Here is a 20,385-nt window from a genome sequence, read left to right as displayed (position 1 = left end):
TCTAGTCAAGGCGCGGGTAAACCGGATACCCTGACGGGCATGCCCTCGGTGACGCGGAAACCGCAGGCCAAACGCCAGGAACGCCGCCAGCAGATCGAACGCGACCTGCTGGACGCCACCGATCGGTTGATGGCCGACGGCACCAGCTTCACCGAACTCAGCGTGGACCGGCTGGCCACCGAGGCCGGCATCTCCCGGGCCAGCTTTTACATCTACTTCGAGGACAAAGGCCATCTGTTGCGCCGGCTCGCCATTCAGGTGTTCGGCGACCTCGCCGAGGCGGCCGGCCGGTGGTGGCAGGTGTCGGCGCGCCGCGATCCGGCCGATGTGCGCGCGGCGATGTCGGGCATCATCGCCAGCTACCGTCGCCACCAACCGGTACTGATCGCACTCAACGAAATGGCCGGTTACGACCCGGCGGTGCGCGACACCTACCGTGAACTGCTGGACGGGATCTGCGATCAGGTGTCCCGTGTCATCACCGACGGTCAGGCCGACGGGTCCATCCGCGGCACGCTCCCGGTGGCCGCCACCGCAAGCTCGTTGACCTGGATGGTGGAACGGACCTGCCATCAGAACCTGCCGTCGCAGCCGGCCTCCTATGACGCCGAGCTGGCCGACTCGCTCACCGAAATCGTCTGGGGCGCACTCTATCTGGAACGGGTGGAGTAGTCAGGAGTACCGCTCGGGGTGCCAGTACACATCCTCGGGCGTGCCGGTCAGGGCGTTGTCGACGGCTTGGCGGCCCTGCAGATAGCCGTAGTCCTGGTTCGAGGATTCGTACCGCCAGCCACCGAATCGGCCCCGGCTGTAGATGCCGAAACCGGTGAGCGTCTTGTCGGCGGCACGCAGCACGTCGTCGCGCCACAGCGTCGGCACCGGGTAACCGAACGCGATGGTGTGCGCGAACCGGCTCACCACCAGCTCCGGGTCGGCGCCCAGCGCCGCCAGCGATGCCTGGACGGCCCCGACCGCGTCCTCCGCCGTTCCGGGCCGATCCGGAAACGACGGCACCTCACACAGGATGTTCCACCGTCCGGGCCCGGCATTGCCGGGGTCGTAATTGCTCAGCATGGTCGCCCGATACCACGGCACCGTCTCGTCCGGGCAGTACAGCCAGGTCTTGTCGGCCAGAGCAGGCGGCGGCTCCCCGCGATACCCCAGGCCGATGGCGTGCACCCGACTGGCCCGCAGACTGCCCGCCAGGTGTTCCTGCCCGATCCAGCCCAGCGCGGTGGTGATCGGCGCGGTGCTGACGCAATAGTCGTAGGGCACCCGGGATCCGTCATCGAGGGCGGCCACCCGCTCGACCGCGTCCAGACCGACCACCCTGGTGTTCAGCCGGGTGCAACCGGGAGTCATCAGCGTGTCCTGCACGGCCCGCCACAGCGCACCGGTGCCGCCCACCGGATACGGGAACGTCTCGGCGGGCGCCGGTGCGGCGCTGCCCGCCAGACCCAGCACCGGCACGTTGCGGGTGTGGCTGCCGCTGCGCAGCGATGTCCACGCGTGGTCGATATCGTGCAGCGGCGCAGTCCACATCTTGCGGTTGTACGGCTCGAAGAACTGGTCGTAGAGGCCGCGGCCGAAGTGATTGAGGTAGTAGTCGGCCAGGTTGTGCACGGGCGCGTCGGGCCGAAGGTCGGTGGGCAACTCGGTGAGCTGCTGCTGGATCGGGGTCGGCACCAGGCTGTGCGGGCCGTCGCCGGTGAGCCACACCCAGCCGTTACGGGTCACCTGGTTGATGCCGACGCCGCTGGCCGCCACGGCGCGGTCGAACTCCGGGAAATGACTGTGCAACACGTGCCCGCCGAGATCCCAGGTGAAACCCGCGGCGTCGGTGACGGAGGCGGACATCCCACCGATGCGGTCCCCCGCGTCGACCACCAGGTGGTCTATGCCGAGCTCAGTGAGCCTGGTGGCCGCGCCGATACCGGTAGTGCCTGCGCCTACCACCAGGAATGTCGGTTGCGCACCCCGTCGCTGCGCTCGCCCCGCCACGCCTCAGAAGTCTAGAACCTGGCGGACCGGCTCGAAGCCCTCGGCGAACGGGCGCCGGCACAAGAATCCGTAGTGCTCGGCGGTGCTGCGCACCCACGACGCGCTCACCTTTTCGCTGGCCTCGGCCTGCGACACGTGGCACATCAGGGCCTGGACCTTCTTGTCCAGCGAGTCCGAGATGTCGATGAACACAGTGGGATTGAAGCCCACCGCCGACGGCCCGCCGTAAGCCATGATGGTCGACACCCACCGGGCCGCGCCCATGGTGCACCGGGAAACCACCCGGTGATCCTGATGGCTGTCGTTGGCCATATGCGTGTAGACGATTGTCGCCGAGACCTTTTCGATGGCGTCCTCGATGAGGTGGACCAGTTCGAACTCCTGCAGCGACACCCGGCAGTCGGCGAACCCCTCGCCCCACAACAACTCGTCGACACCCAGTACCTCGGCGGCCCGATGCTGCTCGACCACCCGTTCAGCCGTATCACCGGGGCCGACCTCACCCCGGGTCACAACCAGCATGGTGACCTGGTCCCCAGCTGCCACGTGCTTTGCCAGCGCGCCACCACACCCGAGCTCGATGTCATCGGGATGGGCCCCAACTGCAAGTACCGAACGGCGCGTCATACCCCCTGGCTTTCACTTTGCTGTCTGGTAGGTAAAGGCAGCATAACCGCAATCTCTGGGTTGTGTGCACATTAGCTCGCCGACGCGATGGATCGGGTGGTCACAGACTGGCCGCCAGCTGCGCAGACCGGTGCGAACGCCAGTCGGAGTATTTTGCGAAAGTCACACGTCGGCGACCGTCAGGTAGCCACCAGGTCATCGGCGTGCACGGCGGGCCGGCGCAGTTCGGTGGGCAGATCCGGCGTGGATCTGCCGATCATGGAGATCAACTCGGCCGCATCGTAGGCCACCACCCCGCGGGCCACCGCCTGCCCGTCGACGTCCCGCAGATCCACCACGTCGCCGCCGTGGAATTTGCCGGTGACAGCGGTGATTCCGGCGGGCAGCAGCGAACGGCGCTGCCCGACCACCGCTTGTACCGCACCACGGTCCAGGGTGAGGGCACCGGCCGGCTCGGCGGCATAGCGCACCCAGAATCGGCGCGCCGACATCCGCTCCGCGCGGGGCGCGAACACGGTGCCGACGGAGGCGCCGTCCAGCGCGGCCGCCGCGTCGGCGGCCGCAGCCAGCAGTACCGGCACCCCGGCGTCGGCGGCCAGCAGAGCCGAAGACAGCTTCGATGCCATCCCACCGGTGCCCAGTCGGCTGCCGGCGCCGGCCACCACCCCGTCCAGATCGCCTTGCGCCGCCACCTCGGGGATGAAGCGCGCGTCCCCTTTGCGCGGATCGGCGTCGTAGAGACCGTCGACATCGGAGAGCAGGATCAGCGCGTCCGCGCCGACCAGATGCGCCACCAGGGCGGAGAGCCGGTCGTTGTCCCCGAACCTGATCTCGTTGGTGGCCACGGTGTCGTTCTCGTTGACGATGGCCACCGCGTGCAGGGCACGCAGCCGGTCCAGCGTGCGCTGGGCATTGGTGTGCTGCACGCGCATCGAGATGTCGTGCGCGGTGAGCAGCACCTGGCCGACCGTGCGCCGGTAGCGGCCGAACGCCGAGCTCCACGCGTTCACCAGGGCGACCTGGCCGACGCTGGCCGCGGCCTGCTTGGTGGCCAGGTCGTTGGGACGCTTGGTCAGACCGAGCGGCTCGATGCCGGCAGCGATCGCACCCGAAGACACGATCACCACATCCGAACCGGCCTGCATCCGGCCCTCGATGGCGTCCACCAGGCCGGCCAGCCTGGTGGCATCGAATACCCCGGTGGGGGTGGTCAGTGCGGTGGTGCCGATCTTGACGACGACGCTGCGGGCAGTGCGCACCGCATCGCGGTGCAGACTCATTTACCGTTCTCCCGGCGTGCCTTCCGCGCCGCCTTGCGCTCGTCGGCGCCCACCCGCTCGGTCTGTTCGAGCCGGATGTCGGTACCGCGGCCGGACAGGTGGGTGTCGATGCCGGCCGGGGTCTGGGGCTCCCAGTCGAAAGTCACGTCACCGATGGTCACCGCGCAGCCAGGCGTCGCGCCCTGCTTGATCAGTTCGTCCTCGACGCCGAGCCGGGCCAGCCGGTCGCCCAGATAGCCGACGGCCTCGTCGTTGTCGAAGGCGGTCTGCGCGATCCAGCGCTCCGGCCGGGTGCCGCGCACGATGAAGCCACCCTGGCCGTCCGGGGAGACCGTGAAACCGGTCTCGTCGACCGCGACCGGTCGCAGCACGGGGCGCCGCGGTGCCACCTCCGGTTGCGCCGCACGGTACGCCGCCACCAGATCCCACAGCGCAAAGGTCAACGCCCGCAGGCCGTCCCGGCTGACGGTGGAGATCTCGTAGACCGGCCAGCCGTATTTCTCGGCGATCTCGTCGCGGACGAACTCGGCCAGCTCCCTGGCATCGGGAACGTCGATCTTGTTCAGCACCACGGCGCGGGGGCGGTCGGCCAGATCGCCGAGCGTGGTATCTCCTTGCAGCGTCGGCTGATAGGCCGCCAGTTCGGCCTCCAGCGCGTCGATATCGGAGATCGGGTCGCGGCCGGGTTCCAGGGTGGCGCAGTCAACCACGTGCACCAGCACCGCGCAGCGCTCGATGTGGCGCAGGAAATCCAGGCCGAGACCGCGGCCTTGTGACGCACCGGGGATCAGGCCGGGCACGTCGGCGACGGTGTAGGAGTGATCGCCCGCCGACACCACACCCAGGTTGGGCACCAGCGTCGTGAACGGGTAGTCGGCGATCTTCGGCTTGGCCGCCGAAATGGTGGACACCAGCGAGGATTTACCGGCCGACGGGAATCCGACGAGACCGACATCGGCCACCGTCTTGAGCTCCAGCGTCAGATCCCGCGTCTGCCCCTTCTCACCCAGCAGCGCGAAGCCGGGCGCCTTGCGGGCCCGGGACGCCAACGCGGCGTTGCCGAGTCCGCCGCGGCCGCCTGCGGCCGCCTCGAAGCGGGTGCCCGCGCCGACCAGATCGGCCAGCAACCGGCCCTGCTCATCGAGGACGACGGTGCCGTCGGGCACCCGGACCTCCAGATCGGTGCCGGCCGCGCCGTCGCGGTTACTGCCCGCGCCTTGCTTTCCGGACGGCGCGCCGACGTGCGGATGAAAATGGAAGTCGAGCAGCGTGTGCACCTGCGGATCGACGACCAGCACGATGCTGCCGCCTCGACCGCCGTTGCCGCCGTCCGGGCCGCCGAGGGGTTTGAACTTCTCCCGGTGCACCGAGGCGCAGCCGTGCCCGCCGTCACCGGCCTGGGCATGGATCACGACGCGATCAACGAACCGGGGCATAACAGGTCCTTCCACGGGGTCGATCAAAAAAAGGTGAAGCTGCCAAGAGTTCTGACGGGAGAACTCGCAGCAGCTTCACCTTCGCGGAAAGTCCTCGAAAAACTAGGCCTCCTGGACCGACGGTCGCACGATGTTGACCGTCCGGCGGCCACGCTTGGCACCGAATTCGACAACGCCCGGAGCGGTGGCGAACAGGGTGTCGTCGCCGCCACGGCCGACGTTGACGCCGGGGTGGAAGTGGGTACCGCGCTGACGGACGAGGATCTCGCCGGCCTTCACGAGCTGGCCGCCGAATCGCTTGACGCCGAGCCGCTGGGCGGCGGAGTCGCGACCGTTGCGTGAGCTGGATGCGCCCTTCTTATGTGCCATTTCTGCTGAGCCCCTTACTTGATTCCGGTGACCTTGAGCACGGTCAGCGGCTGGCGGTGACCCTGCCGCTTGTGGTAGCCCGTCTTGTTCTTGAACTTGTGGATGCGGATCTTGGGGCCCTTGGTGTGCTCGAGCACCTCACCGGTGACGGCGACCTTGGCCAACTCGTCGGCCGAGGTGGTGACCGTCGCGCCGCTGACGACGAGAGTGACGGGCAGCGAGACCGAGGTACCGGGCTCGGACTCGATCTTCTCGACCTTGACCACGTCACCGACGGCGACCTTGTACTGCTTGCCGCCCGTCTTGACGATTGCGTACGTGGCGTTATCGGCTGCCATCGTTAGTCTTCCTCTACTTCGTTCTCTGGGCGCGCACAATCGGTGAGGATGCACGTGCAGGTCTTGTTTGCGAACTGAGCCAGCTTTCGCGGCTGCAAGCCTCGCGACAACTGGTCAAGGGTACGTGAGCAGCGTGGACAGGGTCAAACCGCGTCCTTCGGAGGCCCCGCCGGCCGGGCCGCGGCGCGGCGCCGGGGACGCCGCCCGCCCGGGGCGTCCGCCTCGGCCGCCGGTTCATCGTCGACGATGGCCTGGTCAGCGTCGGTATCGTCGCCCGAATCCGAGTCCAGGTCCTCGTCGTCCGAGTCGAAGTCCTCATCCTCGGAGTCGTCCTCGTCCTCGGAGTCGTCGTCCTCGTCGGAGTCGTCGAACTCGTCGTCCGGGTCGTCGTCGGAGTCTTCGTCGTCGAACTCGTCATCCTCGGAGTCGTCGTCGGAGTCCTCATCGATGACCTCGACATCGTCGTCTTCGATTTCGTCCTCGGTGCCACCGACCGCGGCCAGCTCGTCGTCGGCCTCGGTGAGCGTTTCGTCGTCGACGAGCTCGCCGTCTTCGTCCTCATGCTTGCCGTTGGCTGCGGCCATCGCCTTGAACATCGGGTGCTCGCCCACGGCGTGGGGAGGCACCTTCGCGACCTGCACTTCCTCGACCTCGGGCTTGGCGCCCTTCTTGCCGCGCTTGCCGCGCCGTCCACCGCCTCCGCCGCCACCGACCACGCCACCGCCGCCGGACTCCGCCTTGCGGGCCACAGCCTGCGCGGTGTCCACCGGGTCGGAGTGCAGCATGATGCCGCGGCCCGCGCAGTGCGAGCAGGTCGTGGAGAACGCCTCGACCAGGCCGGTGCCGAGCTTCTTGCGGGTCAGCTGCACCAACCCGAGCGAGGTCACCTCCGACACCTGGTGGCGGGTGCGATCGCGGGCCAGCGCCTCGGTCAGCCGGCGCAGCACCAGGTCGCGGTTGGACTCCAGCACCATGTCGATGAAGTCGATGACGATGATCCCGCCGATATCGCGCAGCCTCAGCTGGCGGACCGTCTCCTCGGCGGCTTCCAGGTTGTTCTTGGTCACCGTCTGCTCGAGGTTGCCGCCCGAGCCGGTGAACTTGCCGGTGTTGACGTCGACCACGGTCATCGCCTCGGTGCGGTCGATGACCAGGGTGCCGCCCGAGGGCAGCCACACCTTGCGGTCCATCGCCTTGGCCAGCTGCTCGTCGATACGGTGCACCGCGAACACGTCCGGGCCGTCGGGTGCGCTCGGCTCGTACTTGGTCATCCGCGGAACCAGTTCCGGTGCAACGGCATTCACGTAGTCACTGATGGTGTTCCAGGCCTCGTCGCCGGACACGATGAGACCGGAGAAGTCCTCGTTGAACAGGTCCCGGATGACCTTGACCAGCACATCGGGCTCTTCGTAGAGCGCAACCGCGGCACCGGCCTTCTTCCCGGTCGTCTCGGTGGCCGCCGCCTCGATCTCGGCCCAGCGTTCCTGCAACCGGTTGACGTCGGTGCGGATGTCCTCTTCCTTGACGCCCTCCGACGCGGTCCGGATGATCACGCCGGCACCGGCGGGCACCACCTCTTTGAGGATTTCCTTGAGCCGCTGGCGCTCGGTGTCGGGCAGCTTGCGGCTGATCCCGGTCGACGAGGCGCCCGGCACATACACCAGGTAACGGCCGGCCAGCGAGATCTGCGTGGTGAGCCGGGCACCCTTGTGCCCGACAGGATCCTTGCTGACCTGCACGACGACGTAGTCGCCGGGCCGCAGCGCCTGTTCGATCTTGCGGTTGTTCCCGCCGAGTCCGGCGGCCTCCCAGTTGACCTCACCGGCATAGAGCACGCCGTTGCGGCCGCGGCCGATGTCGACGAAGGCGGCCTCCATCGAGGGCAGCACGTTCTGCACGATGCCCAGATAGATATTGCCGACCAGGCTCGCCGACGCAGCGGACGTGACGAAGTGTTCGACCACCACGCCGTCTTCGAGGACGGCGATCTGGGTGTAGCGCGAACCCTGGTGCGGCGGCTCGGTGCGGATCTTGTCCCGCACGATCATCGTGCGCTCGACAGCCTCGCGGCGGGCCAGGAACTCGGCCTCGCTCAAGATGGGCGGGCGTCGCCGGCCGGCATCGCGACCGTCCCGGCGGCGCTGCCGCTTGGCCTCCAGCCGGGTGGATCCGGAAATGCCCTGGATCTCGTTCTCGGCCTTCGCGCTCTTCTCCCGCGGGGCACGCTCGTGCACGACGGTGTTCGGCGGGTCATCCGCCGACGTGGCCTCATCGGAGTCGCCGTTGGAATCGCCACCACCGGACTTGCGCCTGCGCCGCCGGCGCCGGCGCCGGTTGCCGGCCTCGGCGCCACCGCCCTCGTCGCCGTTGTCGTCGTCGGCGTCATCGCCTTCGTCGGCATCCTCACCGTCGGCCTGCTCGGTGGCCTCGGTATCGCCGTCGGCACCCTCACCGGCCTCGTCGTCGGCACTCTGTTCTCCGCGGCCACGGCCCCGGCCCCGGCGTCCCCGCCTGCGCCGGCGCGCGGCCGGGCGGTCGGACTGGCCGTCCTCGGCGTCGACGTCGTCATCGGTGTCGTCGTCACCGTCATCGGTGTCGTCGTCGCTGTCATCGGCGGGCACCGGCCGCGGCGGGAATTTCACCGGCTGCGGTGCCACGAACAACGGCAGATACGGGGCGGGTTCGATCTCGGAGCGCGGGCTGAGCTCGCCGGCCACCTCCAGCTCGAAAGCGTGCGGGGTTTCCAGCAGCAACCGGGATTCCGGCTCGGCGGTCACCACCTCGACGGCTTCGGCCACCTCCGCGGGCTCGACCGATCCGGTGGGCGGTGCCGGCTCGTCGGGTTCGGCAGACGCCGGGGCGTCGGGAGTGACGATCGCAACGGCTTCGGCCACCTCCGCCGGCTCGACCGACCCGGTGGCATGTGGCGGCTCGGATCCGGCCGCCTCGGCCGCATTGAGCAGCTCACGGACCCGCTCGGCCTCGGCCTTGTCGACCGTGGAGTGCGGGCTGCGGGCCCGGCCGTCGAGCTCGGCGAGCACATCGACGATGCGCTTGCTGGTGGTCCCCAGCACGCGCGCCAGCGAGTGAACTCTCAGCTTCGCCGGCAGTTCCTCGAGCTGCGCTTGTTGGGAAAGATCTTGGGTATGGGCATCTTCGGCCACGTATTCTCCTCAAGCCCCCGGGCGCGTCAGATCGACGCGGCCACGCGAGGGCTTCCGCTATGGATCCGGGACACTTACCCCGGACTTGTCATGGTCTCGCCCCGAGCAGTTCGGATGAACCCACTCGGTGCCTGGCTGAATGATGGCTGGACGGTCGGCGCCTCACCGCATACTGGCGATGGTCGCGCTCGTCGAAGTCTTCATCCGGGAGCCCGCCCCCGTTGTGGCGCCGGTCTCCCAGGGCCAGTATCCCATACCGCGCGCCAGAATCTGACGAAGCGGCCCAACGACGAGCTAAGCGCTCGTCAGGCCGGGGAACCAGAGAGCGATTTCGCGGGCCGCGGACTCGGGCGAATCGGACCCGTGCACCAGGTTGTCCTGGGTGACCAGTGCCAGGTCGCCGCGGACGGTGCCCGGGGTGGCCTTCTCCACCGGATCGGTGCCGCCCGCGATCTGACGGAAGGCGGCGATGGCGCGCGGTCCCTCGACCACCGCGGCCACCACGGGCCCGGAGGTGATGAACTCCAGCAACGATCCGAAGAACGGTTTCCCGTCGTGCTCGGCGTAATGCTGGCGGGCCAGCTCGTCGCTGACGGCCTTGAGCTCGAGAGCCGCGAACGTCAGGCCCTTACGCTCGATGCGGCCGATGATCTCACCGATCAGGTGCCGCTGGACGCCGTCGGGCTTGATCAAAACAAGGGTGCGCTCAGTCACGGCGCACAGCGTACCGGTCGGTAACCGATACAGAGAAACCACCCGGGGATCAGTCCGGAGGTTCCTGCTGACCAGGCAGAAGTCCGCGCTCCTGGCGGCGTTTGACTTCACCGCGCAGGAAGATCAACAGCGCCCAGACCAGCGCGAAGACCGCCCCGACGAAACCGATGCCCCAGTGGATGAATGCTCCCGCGACGAGCACCAACTGCGCGCCCAGGTTGATCCAGATCGCGCCCGGGCGGCCCTGAATTCCCGACAGCAGCACCAGCAGCACCGCCATCCCGATCAGGAATCCGCCGGAAACCCAGGTCAGGCCGCCGGTGCCGACCGACACCACCGGCAATGCCAGCAGCAGCACGATGACCTCCAGGATCAGCGTGCCTGCCATCACGCCGCGGAAGCTCTTCCACGGATCGGGCGGTGTGCTCATGCCGGATCCAACCCGAACAGCGTGCGCGCCGCGCCCGCGGTCACGACCGAACCGGTGATGACGATTCCGCTGCCCGACAGTCCCTCCGCACCGGCGGACTCCTCGACCTGCGCGATGGCCGTCTCGATCGCATCGCTGAGCGTCGCCGCGGTGATCACCCGCTCCGGGCCGAACCGCTCCTCGGCCAGTGTCGTCAGCGACTCGACGTCCAAGGCCCGGGGGGATCCGTTGTGGGTGACCACGATCTGATCGAAGGCGGGTTCCAGCGCGGCCAGGATGCCCTCGACATCCTTGTCGGCCATCACCGACACGACCCCGACCAGGAAGCGGAAGTCGAATGACTCGGCCAGTGCCACGGCCAGGGCGGCGGCACCGGCCGGGTTGTGCGCGGCGTCCAGGAACACCGTGGGCGCGCTGCGCACCCGCTCCAAGCGCCCAGGACTGGCCGCGGCGGCGAAACCCGCGCGCACCGCGTCGATGTCGAGCTGACGGTCCGCACCCGCGCCGAAGAATGCCTCGACTGCGGCCAGCGCGAGCACGGCATTGTGTGCCTGGTGCTCACCGTGCAGCGGCAGGAAGATGTCCTCGTATACCCCGCCCAGACCTTGCAGCGTCAGCACCTGGCCGCCGACCGCGAGTTGGCGGCTACGCACCGCGAACTCCGAATCCTCCCGCGCCACAGCGGCATCGGCGACCACCGCTTGGTTCAGCAGTACCTCCATCGCCTCGGGAGTCTGCCGCGCGATCACCGCGACGGTGCTCAAGTCCGCTCCTGCGGGAACCAGATCGTCTTCCTGCTTGGTGATGATCCCCGCCTTCTCCCCCGCGATCTCGGCAAGGGTGTCTCCCAGATAATCGGTGTGGTCCAGTCCGATCGGGGTGATGACCGCGACGGGTGCGTTGACCACGTTGGTGGCGTCCCAGCGTCCACCGAGGCCGGTCTCCACCACCGCGACGTCGACGGGGGCATCGGCGAAGGCCGCGAAGGCCATGGCGGTGAGCACCTCGAACTTGCTCATCTTCGGGCCACCGGCCGCTTCGGACTGGGCGTCGATGAGCTGGACGAACGGCTCGATCTCGCGGTAGGTGGCGACGTACTGCGCTGGGGTGAGCGGCTTTCCGTCGATGGAGATGCGTTCGGTGGCCGACTGCAGGTGCGGGCTGGTGGTCCGTCCGGTGCGCCGGTGCAGGGCGATCAGCAGGGCGTCGACGATGCGCGCCACCGAGGTCTTGCCGTTGGTACCGGCGATGTGGATCGACGGATAGCTGCGCTGTGGTGAACCGAGCAGTTCCAGCAGCGCCACCACGCGTGCGGTGCTCGGCTCGATCTTGGTCTCCGGCCACCGCTGGTCGAGCAGATGCTCGACCTGCAGCAGTGCCGCGATCTCGTCCGGGGTCGGTTCACTCATTTCAGTCCGGCGAGCCGCGCGGTGATCCGCTCGACTTCTTCCTGCGCCAGCGCCTGGCGGCCGCGGATCTTGTCGACGACGGCCTCGGGCGCCTTGGCCAGGAAGTCGGCGTTGCCGAGTTTGCCTGCGGTCTGCGCCAATTCCTTCTGCGCGGCGGCCAGATCCTTCTCCAGCCGGCGGCGTTCGGCGGCGACGTCCACCGTTCCGGAGGTGTCCACCTCCACCACGACGGTGCCCTCCGCCAACCGCACCTCCACCGATGCCGAGGCGGTGAATCCGTCGGCCGGCTCGGTGAGCCAGGCCAACGCGGTCACCGCGGGCCGCTGGGATTCCACATCGGCAAGGTCCAACCCACGCAGCCGGGCCGGCACCCGTTGCCGGTCGGCCAGCCCCTGATCGCTTCGGAATCGGCGCACCTCGGTGACGAGTTTCTGCATATCGGTGACGCGCCGGGCGGCAACGGCATCCGGGGCGAACCCGGAGGCCACCGGCCAGTCGGCGATGACGACCGACTCGCCGCCGGTCAGCGTCTTCCACAGCGCCTCGGTGACGAACGGCATCACCGGGTGCAGCAGCTTGAGCAAGGTGTCCAGCACGGCGGCGAGCACCGCCGTCGTGTGCGAAAGTCCTTGCGAAATCTGCACTTTCGCCAGCTCGACATACCAGTCACAGAACTCGTCCCAGGCGAAGTGATACAGCGCCTCGCAAGCCCGGCTGAACTCGTAGCTCTCCAGCGCCACGTCGGCCTCGGCACGCACCTCGTCGAGGCGGCCCAGGATCCACCGGTCGGCGTCGGTGAGCTCGGACGCAGCGGGTAGCGGCGCCGGCGCGGCGCCGTTCATCAGGGCGAACTTGGTGGCGTTGAACAGCTTGGTGGCGAAATTGCGCGACGCGCGGGCGTGGTCCTCGCCGATGGACAGGTCACCGCCGGGGCTGGCGCCGCGGGCCAGGGTGAAGCGCAGCGCGTCGGCGCCGAACTTCTCCACCCAGTCCAGCGGGTCGATCCCGTTGCCCTTGGACTTGCTCATCTTGCGGCCGAACTCGTCGCGGATCAGGCCGTGCAGGAACACATTCTGGAACGGCACCGAACCCGCTCCCACGATGCCGTCACCGGCGACGAAGGTGCCGAACATCATCATCCGGGCCACCCAGAAGAACAGGATGTCGTAGCCGGTGACCAGCACGCTGGTCGGATAGAACTTGTCCAGCTCGGGGGTCTTCTCGGGCCAGCCCATCGTGGAGAACGGCCACAGCGCCGACGAGAACCAGGTGTCGAGCACATCCGGGTCCTGCACCCAGCCCTCGGGCGCGGTCTCGTCGGGACCCAGGCACACCTGCTGACCGTCGGGACCGTGCCAGATCGGGATGCGGTGACCCCACCAGAGCTGGCGCGAGATGCACCAGTCGTGCATGTTGTCCACCCACGCGAACCAGCGCGGTTCCAGGCTGGCCGGGTGAATCACGGTGTCGCCGTTGCGCACCGCGTCCCCTGCCGCCTTGGCCAGTGACTCGACCTTGACCCACCACTGCAGGCTTAGCCGCGGCTCGATGGGCTCGCCGCTGCGCTCGGAATGCCCGACGCTGTGCAGATAGGGTCGTTTCTCGGCGACGATGCGGCCGTCGGCAGCCAGCGCCTCACGCACCGCGACCCGCGCCTCGAACCGGTCCATACCGTCGAATTGCGTTCCGGTGCCGGTGATGGCGCCCGCGACGTCCAGGATGGATGGCATCGCCAAGTTGTGCCGGACGCCGATCTCGAAGTCGTTCGGGTCATGCGCGGGCGTGACTTTGACTGCGCCGGTACCGAATTCGGGGTCGACGTGGGCGTCGGCCACGATGATGATGTCGCGGTCGAGGAACGGGTGCGGCAGCGAGGTGCCGACCAGCGCGCGGTAGCGGTCGTCGTCGGGGTGCACGGCGATCGCGGTGTCGCCGAGCATGGTCTCCAACCGGGTGGTGGCCACCACGATGTGCGGTTGCGCGTCGTCGAGTGAGCCGTACCGGAACGACACCAGTTCGCCTTCGACGTCTTCGTACTTGACCTCGAGGTCGCTGATCGCGGTCTGCAGCACCGGCGACCAGTTCACCAGCCGCTCGGCCTGGTAGATCAGCCCGGCGTCGTAGAGCCGCTTGAAGATGGTGCGCACCGCACGGGACAGGCCGTCGTCCATGGTGAATCGGTCGCGGCTCCAGTCCACACCGTCGCCGAGCCGGCGCATCTGGCCACCGATGGTGCCACCTGATTCGCGCTTCCAGTCCCACACTTTGTCGATGAACAGTTCGCGGCCGAAGTCCTCTTTGGTCTTGCCGTCGACGGCAAGCTGCTTTTCCACCACGGACTGGGTGGCGATGCCGGCGTGATCCATGCCGGGCAGCCACAGCACCTCGAAACCCTGCATGCGCTTGCGCCGGGTCAGGGCATCCATCAGCGTGTGGTCCAGCGCGTGGCCCATGTGCAGGCTGCCGGTGACGTTGGGCGGCGGCAGGACGATCGAGTACGGCGGCTTGGTGCTCGACGGGTCGGCCGTGAAGTAGCCGGCGTCGACCCAGCCCTGATACAGCTCGCTTTCTACCGCACCCGGCTCCCAGGACTTGGGAAGGGCATCGGCACGCGAGGAGGGGCTGGCAGTCACCTGGTCATTCTAGGAACCTCGCGCACGCAGCCGCGGACGGCCCCACGTCCTGCGATTTTGCGCCGTACCCGCACTCATCACGGGTACGGCCGCACGAATCGCTACTTCTTGCCGCCGAGGAGGCCGCCGAGGATCTCCCCGATGGCATTGCCCTGACTGTTGCCCTGTCCCCCGCCGAGCACGCTGCCCAGGATGCTGCCCAGCGGGTTGTTCCCGCCGCCACCGGCGCCGCCCAGGATGCTGCCGAGGATGTCGCCCAGACCGCCGCCTCCGGCGGGCGCGGCCTGCGGCTGGGCGGGCGCGGAGTTGTTCTGGGCGAACTGCTTGCCGATATAGGCCAGCACGATGGGTGCCAGGATCGGCAGCAGCTGCTTGATCAGGTTGCTCCCACCGGCGCCGCCGCCGGCGAGCGCCGAGGCGACCTGATTGCTGTCATTGCCGCCGAAGATATGGGCGACGATGTTGTCGCCCTCGGCCTGATCGACCTGGTCGACACTGACGCCACCGTCCAGCAGACCGCTGGCGGCCTGTTCGGTGACGGCGGACTCCAGCTTGCTGGAGTCGATGTCCCCCGATGCGACATTGTGCTGAAGTCCACCCACCAGGGCCGGGACCAGAGTCCGGATGGCGTTGTTCACCTCGCCTTCGTCGGCGCCCAGCTTCGTCGCAATGTCCTGTACCGGAATCTGCGCAAAGAGATCATCCAGACCGGCCATAGTGTCCCCACCTTCATCGCTGGTTGAAGTCCTACCCGCGCTCGACCCTAGCCGTATCCGGGCCTGGCCCACAGGCCTTCGGCGCGGATGGATTCAATTGAGCCGGGTGGTCTCCAATGTCACCCCGGCGGTGGGCAACCGGGTCAGCAGCGCATCACCCATGGCGGCGGCCGGGGTGAGCACGCCGCGCAGATCCGAGAGCCGGTCCCGGTCCAGCGCCAGGGCCAGTCCGCTCTCGCCGAGCAGCACCGCTGTCGCCTTGTAACCGGGATCGCCCTGCTGGGCGATGACCGCCCGGTAACGCGCACCGGTGGTCGTCGTGGTGTACGTCTCGACGCGGTAATGCCCCTTTTCCCGGGTGCGCTCGCTGGGCCCGGTACCCGGCTTCGGCGTGATCCGTTCCAACAGCGCCGCCGGCACCTTGTCGAGGTACTTCATGCCGAGCCCGAACGCCGCGGCGTTGACGGCGGTGTCCAGCGCGGCGGCGACCGGTGCCAGCACCGACGAACCGGTGCTCATGTGTTCGGCGTAGCGGAATGTCCGGCCGTAGGCCCAGTCCAGAAGTGCGTTGCTGCGCCGCACGATTCGCGAGTTCGGCGCGGCCATGGCGAATGCCCCGGTCCAGATCCCGTCCAGTTCGGGAGCGATCTGCACGCCGCGGCGCCACGGGGTGTCGGACTGGTGTCCCAGTTCCGGCTCGGCGGCGCGGTCGGTGCTCAGCGTGTACGGGTCGAGCATCTCGCGCCGGACGTCGGAATCGCCGGCGGCCGTGCGGAAGAACTCCATCATCGACGCGACCGTTCCACCGGACACCCCGCCGGCGAAGGACCGCACCACCAGATCGGTGTCGACCAGGTCACCGGCCCCGTCGGCGTGCGCTCGGTGGTACAGCGCATAGACCGTGAGATCGGATGGGACGGAGTCGAATCCACACGAATGCACGATGCGGGCGCCGGTATCGGCGGCCTCTTTGTGGAATTGGTCGACGCTGTCGCGGATGAACGGCGTCTCCCCGGTCAAGTCGGCGTAATCGGTGCCGGCCTTCACACAGGCCGCCACCAGCGGCAGCCCGTACCGGGTGTACGGCCCGACGGTGGTGACCACCACCTGGGTGCGCGCCGCCAGCGCCGCCAGCGACGACGGCGCGTCGGCGTCGGCCTCGATGATGGGCCAGGACTGGGCCGCCTCGCCGAGCGTGTCGCGCACCGCGCGCACCTTGCCGACCGACCTGCCGGCCAGGGCGATGCGGGCCGTAGTACCGGCCTTGGCCAGGTATTGGGCGGTGAGCTTGCCGGCGAACCCGGTGGCGCCATAGAGGACGAGGTCGAATTCCCGCTGCGAGGTCATGGGGCCGAAGCTACCCGAGCGTGTCGGGCAGGGTGCCGTCCTCACCCAGAACCTGGCGGGCCAGGAACGCGATGATCACCTGATACCAGACCTTGGTGTGTTGCGGCGAAGCGATCCAATGGCCTTCGTCGGGGAAGTACAAGAACCGGTGCGGGCTCTCCCCGGCGTCGTCGGCGGGTGACGCGGAATCGGCGAGCAGCTCGTACCAGAGTCGCAACGCTTCCCCGATCGGCACCCGGAAGTCCTTGTCACCATGGATCACCAGCATCGGGGTGCGGATCGCACCGACACTACGGTGGGGCGAATTGTGTTGTGTCATATGCTCGGTCATCTCGCGTGCCCACCAGTACGCCCCGTCGGTGGTGTGGCCGAACTGATCCAGCGCCCACAGACCGGCGTGCGTCACGATCGCGTCGAAGCGGTCGGTGTGCCCGGCGATCCAGTTGGCCATGTACCCGCCGAAGGATCCGCCCATCACCGCGGTCCTGGTCGCGTCGACCCGCGGGTGCGCGCAGGCCGCGTCGGTGGCGGCCATCAGATCGGTGTAGGGCGCCTCGCCCCAGGCGCCCCAGCCACGCTGGACGAACTCCTGGCCGTATCCGGTGGACAGCGCGGGATCGGGCATCAGCACGGCGTAGCCGGCAGCGGCCAGCAGCCACGGATTCCACCGCCAGTGCCAAGCATTCCAGCTGCCCAGCGGTCCGCCGTGCACCCACAGCAGCAGCGGGGCGGGCCGGCCCCCTTGCGGCAGCACCAGCCAGGACCGCACCGGCGTGCCGTCCTCGGCGCTCGCCGTGATCTCTTCCAATGTGCCTGGCAGCTCGGGCATCTGGACGCAAGGTAACGCGATGACCGCTCCCGTCGGGTCGATCCGCACCGGATGCGGTGGCGCGGAATACGAATGACGCAGCGCATAGAGGACACCGCCGGGTGCGCAACGCACATCGGTGTAGCTGTGGTCGTCGCGGGTCAGCCTGGTCACCGCTCCGGTGTCCGGATCCACCGAGAAGATCGGGCACCGGCCGCCGTCATCGGCGGTGACCACCAGGGCCGTCCCGTCTGCGGTCCAGCTGACCGAGGACGGCCAGCGATCCCACTCCGAACTGACCTCCACCCAGGACTCTCCGAATGTCATGACACACAACGTGGTTCGTGGTGCGCGTTCGGGGGTGGACACCGTCTCGCGAAGGAATGCGAGCCGGGCACCGTCCGGTGAGATCGCGGGATGGCTCAGATCAGCGTCCGGGTCTTCGGCGATGACCCGCCGTTCACCGCTGCCGGTGTCGATGCGCACCAGGGCGATGCGGATCGAGGCCCCCGGCCCGGGGCCCTGCCACGTTGTCACCGCGAAGGTTCCGTCGGCGCTGACGGCGACGCCGGCCTCCCGTAGCGCCGCGCCGGCCGACGGGGTGAGGTCACGGGCGCCGGCCACATCGAGCAGCCGGGGCTGATCGGGGCCGAGATCGTGATCCCAGTACCGCACCGGATAGCCGGTGTGCAGGATCGCCGAGACCTTCTTGTCCTTGCGCAGCGCGCGCAACCGGGTGTCGTCCTCGACGGTGACCGCCGACGGCAGCAGCGGCGCGGTGACGATGACCCGATCGGCGGCAGCGGCGGTGTGTACGGCGCTGACCCCGCCGGGCGGCGCGAGCAGCTGGACCGCCTCGCCTCCAGTGCCGGGCAGCCGCCAGAGCGCAGCGGGCGGCTTCTCGGCATTTTGTGCCGGGCGCGCCGCGACGAACAGCAGATCGCCACCGGTGAAGGCCGGTGACGATTCGCCCGTGGCTCCGTGGGTCAGGCGCTGCGCGGGCCGCTGTCCCGCCGGATCCAATTCCCAGATCGCCGTGACGAATTCGGTGTGATCGTCGTTGATCTCACTGATGCTGGTGACCAGCCGGGTTCCGTCCGGTGAGACGGCCAAACCGGCCACCCTGGGCAGTTCGAGATACTTGTCGAGATCACCGAAGGCCTGGCGAGACGTCATTTCTGACACGCTAGCCCAGGGCCGAACAGACAGAGACTCCCGCTTTTCGAGGGAAAAGCGGGAGTCTCGGTCTGTTGAGTGGCTAGCGCGGCTGCCCGAAGGCGGCCAGGGTGGTGCACATCTTGCGGATGTCGAAGATGCCGAGGATGGCGCCGGGCCGAATGGCCTGGCAGCCGACCGCGGCGGGGTTCTGGGTGGCAGGCGCGGGGTTGTTCCAGACGGCGGGAGTCGCGCCCTTGGCACCGCAGGAGGGCCAGGCGCCCAGGCCCTGGGTGCGCAGCACGTTCTCTGCGACGCGGATCTGCTCGGACCGGCTGGCTTGATGCGGAGCGCCGACGCCACCGTTGGCGGTCCAGGTGGTCTGCTTGAACTGAAGTCCGCCGGAGGCGCCGTTGCCCGTGTTGATCGCCCAGTTGCCGCCGGACTCGCATTGCGCGACGGCGTCCCAGTTCACTCCGCTGTCGGCGCTCGCGGTGGCCGCGAGGGCCATCGGAGCGACGGCGAGGGCGCCGGTGGCGGCACCGACCCACAGCATCCGGGCGATTGTCTTCCTGATGGCGACGCCGAGATTCTTCATTGTGCGGTCCTTCCCCGACCGGTGACACGAGTTCCGCGTGCGAAAGATGGTGCGTTCTTGCACTGCGGTTACCCGTGTGTCGCGTGGGGGAAATCGCCCGTTACGGGAGATACCCAAGTTTTAGAGGTTTCTTATGGGGCCAATGGGTATTGCCGGTATTTATGAGAAAACAATGGCGCTGGGCTCGAAGCCCAGCGCCATTGTCACGCCATTTGGTAATGGAAACGTGTCAGCCCCGACGCCCGCACACCGGCCAGGCACCGATGCCCTGGGAGTGCAGCACATTGTTGGCGACCCGGATCTGCTCATCCTTGCTGGCCGTATGGGGCGAACCGCTGCCGCCGTTGGCATGCCAGGTGCCCATGGTGAACTGCAGGCCACCGTAGTAGCCGTTTCCGGTGTTGATGGCCCAGTTGCCACCCGACTCGCATGCCGCGACGGCATCCCAGTTCACACCCTTGTCCGCATTGGCGGTACCCGCCCCCAGAGCCACCGGCGCCACTGCGAGCGCTCCGGCGATGACGGCCATACCGAACGTCGTGCGGATGTTCTTCAACTTCGATCCTCTCGCCAAGCGCGCGCCGAAATAACGCCCACGCAGACGCGGACGCGAATTGCCTGAACGAACAGGCCAGAAATTAGGGCCGTGCCTTCTCGGTCGGGCACGACAACGGGAGGCACCAGATCGCCTCGCCGGGAAAATCAGCCCCGGCCGCTTCCGCAGATCTCGTCCGCAGAAGCCCCGCACACACGCAGGTTTTGATGTGAAATTATTTGCTCCGTTGCGGAGTTGAGAAAAACCTACAAAACCGCCGCCACGAAGTCACATCGAATCCAGAACGTGTCGCGAGAAGATCACGAGATGATCACGACGCTTTCTATGTATCAACTGTGCAGGTCAGCGGGGCGATTTACGCACGTGCCCAAAATCCGGCATGGGAATCAATTCGTGACTCAAATCACCACACTTTTGTGAGCTGGGACACGTGCCGACACTGTTCGATCCGACGCCGCCGCCGAAATCGCACGCAAAACGCCGCGACCTGCATGTTTACCGACCCATGTGTTCGCTGCCCGGCGACGCCGGGCACACGGTGCGCAGCATTCGTGAAAAATGCTTTCCCACAATGGATTTCATCATCCGAACATCGCCAACCGGCCTGGCCCCGGCGAGCCGGGTCGGCGCGCGAAGCGCTCGTAAAGACCTACCAAGCAACGGTTTTGAGCCAATCCATGATGGGATGGCTTCCTGCCGCCGGCCGGCGCGCGGCCGGCGGCGGAGCCGAACGGGCTTCGTCCCCTTCCGTGCACAAGTTAGGCCGGCTTAGCGCCATGCGACACTTCATATTTCATCGGATGG

At 68.0% G+C, this 20,385-nt stretch carries 16 protein-coding genes and 1 pseudogene; 1 reads left to right on the top strand and 16 read right to left on the bottom strand.

Features of this window, described 5'->3' with window-relative positions; translation table 11 throughout:
* Window positions 1-39 precede the first annotated feature (39 nt).
* Window positions 40-672 carry a TetR/AcrR family transcriptional regulator gene (locus tag ACXPWS_RS09965; protein ID WP_458712282.1) on the top strand — a complete coding sequence of 211 codons (633 nt, stop codon included), beginning with the start codon at window positions 40-42 and terminating at the stop codon, window positions 670-672.
* Here the strand turns inward: ACXPWS_RS09965 and ACXPWS_RS09960 are convergent, their stop codons facing one another.
* The 16 genes and pseudogenes from ACXPWS_RS09960 to ACXPWS_RS09885 form a co-directional block, all read right to left on the bottom strand.
* Entirely contained in the window at window positions 673-2,001 is a 1,329-nt protein-coding gene (locus ACXPWS_RS09960) for a protoporphyrinogen/coproporphyrinogen oxidase (protein WP_458712281.1), read from the bottom strand.
* 3 nt (window positions 2,002-2,004) lie between these two features.
* A complete protein-coding gene (locus tag ACXPWS_RS09955) occupies window positions 2,005-2,628 on the bottom strand; it encodes a PIG-L deacetylase family protein (protein ID WP_458712280.1) in 624 nt (207 codons plus the stop codon).
* Between the two features lie 179 nt (window positions 2,629-2,807).
* On the bottom strand, window positions 2,808-3,908 hold the full coding sequence (proB, locus tag ACXPWS_RS09950; RefSeq protein ID WP_458712279.1) for a glutamate 5-kinase: 1,101 nt from the start codon (window positions 3,906-3,908) through the stop codon (window positions 2,808-2,810).
* A complete protein-coding gene (gene obgE / locus ACXPWS_RS09945) occupies window positions 3,905-5,344 on the bottom strand; it encodes a GTPase ObgE (RefSeq protein WP_458712278.1) in 1,440 nt (479 codons plus the stop codon). The genes proB and obgE overlap by 4 nt, the downstream gene beginning before the upstream one ends.
* Window positions 5,345-5,446: 102 nt before the next feature.
* Window positions 5,447-5,713 carry a 50S ribosomal protein L27 gene (rpmA, locus tag ACXPWS_RS09940; protein WP_090353378.1) on the bottom strand — a complete coding sequence of 89 codons (267 nt, stop codon included), beginning with the start codon at window positions 5,711-5,713 and terminating at the stop codon, window positions 5,447-5,449.
* Window positions 5,714-5,727: 14 nt separating this feature from the next.
* Window positions 5,728-6,051 carry a 50S ribosomal protein L21 gene (gene rplU / locus ACXPWS_RS09935; RefSeq protein WP_458712277.1) on the bottom strand — a complete coding sequence of 108 codons (324 nt, stop codon included), beginning with the start codon at window positions 6,049-6,051 and terminating at the stop codon, window positions 5,728-5,730.
* Between the two features lie 143 nt (window positions 6,052-6,194).
* The gene (gene rne, locus ACXPWS_RS09930; RefSeq protein ID WP_458712276.1) at window positions 6,195-9,215 is read right to left on the bottom strand and encodes a ribonuclease E; all 3,021 of its coding nucleotides are present in this window, start codon (window positions 9,213-9,215) and stop codon (window positions 6,195-6,197) included.
* 294 nt (window positions 9,216-9,509) lie between these two features.
* On the bottom strand, window positions 9,510-9,929 hold the full coding sequence (gene ndk, locus ACXPWS_RS09925) for a nucleoside-diphosphate kinase (protein ID WP_458712275.1): 420 nt from the start codon (window positions 9,927-9,929) through the stop codon (window positions 9,510-9,512).
* Window positions 9,930-9,978: 49 nt separating this feature from the next.
* Window positions 9,979-10,359, bottom strand: coding sequence for a DUF4233 domain-containing protein (locus ACXPWS_RS09920; protein WP_458712274.1), 381 nt, complete (start codon window positions 10,357-10,359; stop codon window positions 9,979-9,981).
* Complete coding sequence (gene folC, locus ACXPWS_RS09915) at window positions 10,356-11,768, bottom strand: bifunctional tetrahydrofolate synthase/dihydrofolate synthase (protein ID WP_458712273.1); 1,413 nt, start codon at window positions 11,766-11,768, stop codon at window positions 10,356-10,358. Before folC ends, ACXPWS_RS09920 begins: the two co-directional genes overlap by 4 nt.
* Complete coding sequence (locus ACXPWS_RS09910) at window positions 11,765-14,401, bottom strand: valine--tRNA ligase (protein WP_458712272.1); 2,637 nt, start codon at window positions 14,399-14,401, stop codon at window positions 11,765-11,767. Before ACXPWS_RS09910 ends, folC begins: the two co-directional genes overlap by 4 nt.
* Window positions 14,402-14,502: 101 nt before the next feature.
* Window positions 14,503-15,117, bottom strand: coding sequence for a DUF937 domain-containing protein (locus ACXPWS_RS09905; protein ID WP_458712271.1), 615 nt, complete (start codon window positions 15,115-15,117; stop codon window positions 14,503-14,505).
* A 93-nt stretch (window positions 15,118-15,210) separates the two neighbouring features.
* On the bottom strand, window positions 15,211-16,464 hold the full coding sequence (locus ACXPWS_RS09900; protein WP_458712270.1) for a saccharopine dehydrogenase family protein: 1,254 nt from the start codon (window positions 16,462-16,464) through the stop codon (window positions 15,211-15,213).
* Window positions 16,465-16,474: 10 nt separating this feature from the next.
* Window positions 16,475-18,448 (bottom strand): S9 family peptidase, encoded by a 1,974-nt coding sequence (locus ACXPWS_RS09895; RefSeq protein ID WP_458712269.1) that lies wholly within the window; start codon window positions 18,446-18,448, stop codon window positions 16,475-16,477.
* A gap of 82 nt (window positions 18,449-18,530) precedes the next feature.
* Window positions 18,531-19,025, bottom strand: a complete 495-nt coding sequence (locus ACXPWS_RS09890; RefSeq protein WP_458712268.1) for a transglycosylase family protein — start codon at window positions 19,023-19,025, stop codon at window positions 18,531-18,533.
* Window positions 19,026-19,254: 229 nt separating this feature from the next.
* Window positions 19,255-19,482, bottom strand: a pseudogene (locus ACXPWS_RS09885) (transglycosylase family protein); the annotation flags it as partial.
* Window positions 19,483-20,385 lie beyond the last annotated feature (903 nt).

The organism is Mycobacterium sp. BMJ-28 (assembly GCF_054404835.1).
This window is presented reverse-complemented; position numbering and strand designations above follow the sequence as displayed.

What these genes read in the sequence shown, in the direction of transcription:
- ACXPWS_RS09965 (WP_458712282.1), top strand. Translation starts at nt 40, where the DNA reads ATGCCCTCGGTGACGCGGAAACCGCAGGCCAAACGCCAGGAACGCCGC.
- ACXPWS_RS09955 (WP_458712280.1), bottom strand. Translation starts at nt 2,628, where the DNA reads ATGACGCGCCGTTCGGTACTTGCAGTTGGGGCCCATCCCGATGACATC.
- proB (WP_458712279.1), bottom strand. Translation starts at nt 3,908, where the DNA reads ATGAGTCTGCACCGCGATGCGGTGCGCACTGCCCGCAGCGTCGTCGTC.
- obgE (WP_458712278.1), bottom strand. Translation starts at nt 5,344, where the DNA reads ATGCCCCGGTTCGTTGATCGCGTCGTGATCCATGCCCAGGCCGGTGAC.
- rpmA (WP_090353378.1), bottom strand. Translation starts at nt 5,713, where the DNA reads ATGGCACATAAGAAGGGCGCATCCAGCTCACGCAACGGTCGCGACTCC.
- rplU (WP_458712277.1), bottom strand. Translation starts at nt 6,051, where the DNA reads ATGGCAGCCGATAACGCCACGTACGCAATCGTCAAGACGGGCGGCAAG.
- ACXPWS_RS09920 (WP_458712274.1), bottom strand. Translation starts at nt 10,359, where the DNA reads ATGAGCACACCGCCCGATCCGTGGAAGAGCTTCCGCGGCGTGATGGCA.
- folC (WP_458712273.1), bottom strand. Translation starts at nt 11,768, where the DNA reads ATGAGTGAACCGACCCCGGACGAGATCGCGGCACTGCTGCAGGTCGAG.
- ACXPWS_RS09905 (WP_458712271.1), bottom strand. Translation starts at nt 15,117, where the DNA reads ATGGCCGGTCTGGATGATCTCTTTGCGCAGATTCCGGTACAGGACATT.
- ACXPWS_RS09900 (WP_458712270.1), bottom strand. Translation starts at nt 16,464, where the DNA reads ATGACCTCGCAGCGGGAATTCGACCTCGTCCTCTATGGCGCCACCGGG.
- ACXPWS_RS09895 (WP_458712269.1), bottom strand. Translation starts at nt 18,448, where the DNA reads ATGACGTCTCGCCAGGCCTTCGGTGATCTCGACAAGTATCTCGAACTG.
- ACXPWS_RS09890 (WP_458712268.1), bottom strand. Translation starts at nt 19,025, where the DNA reads ATGAAGAATCTCGGCGTCGCCATCAGGAAGACAATCGCCCGGATGCTG.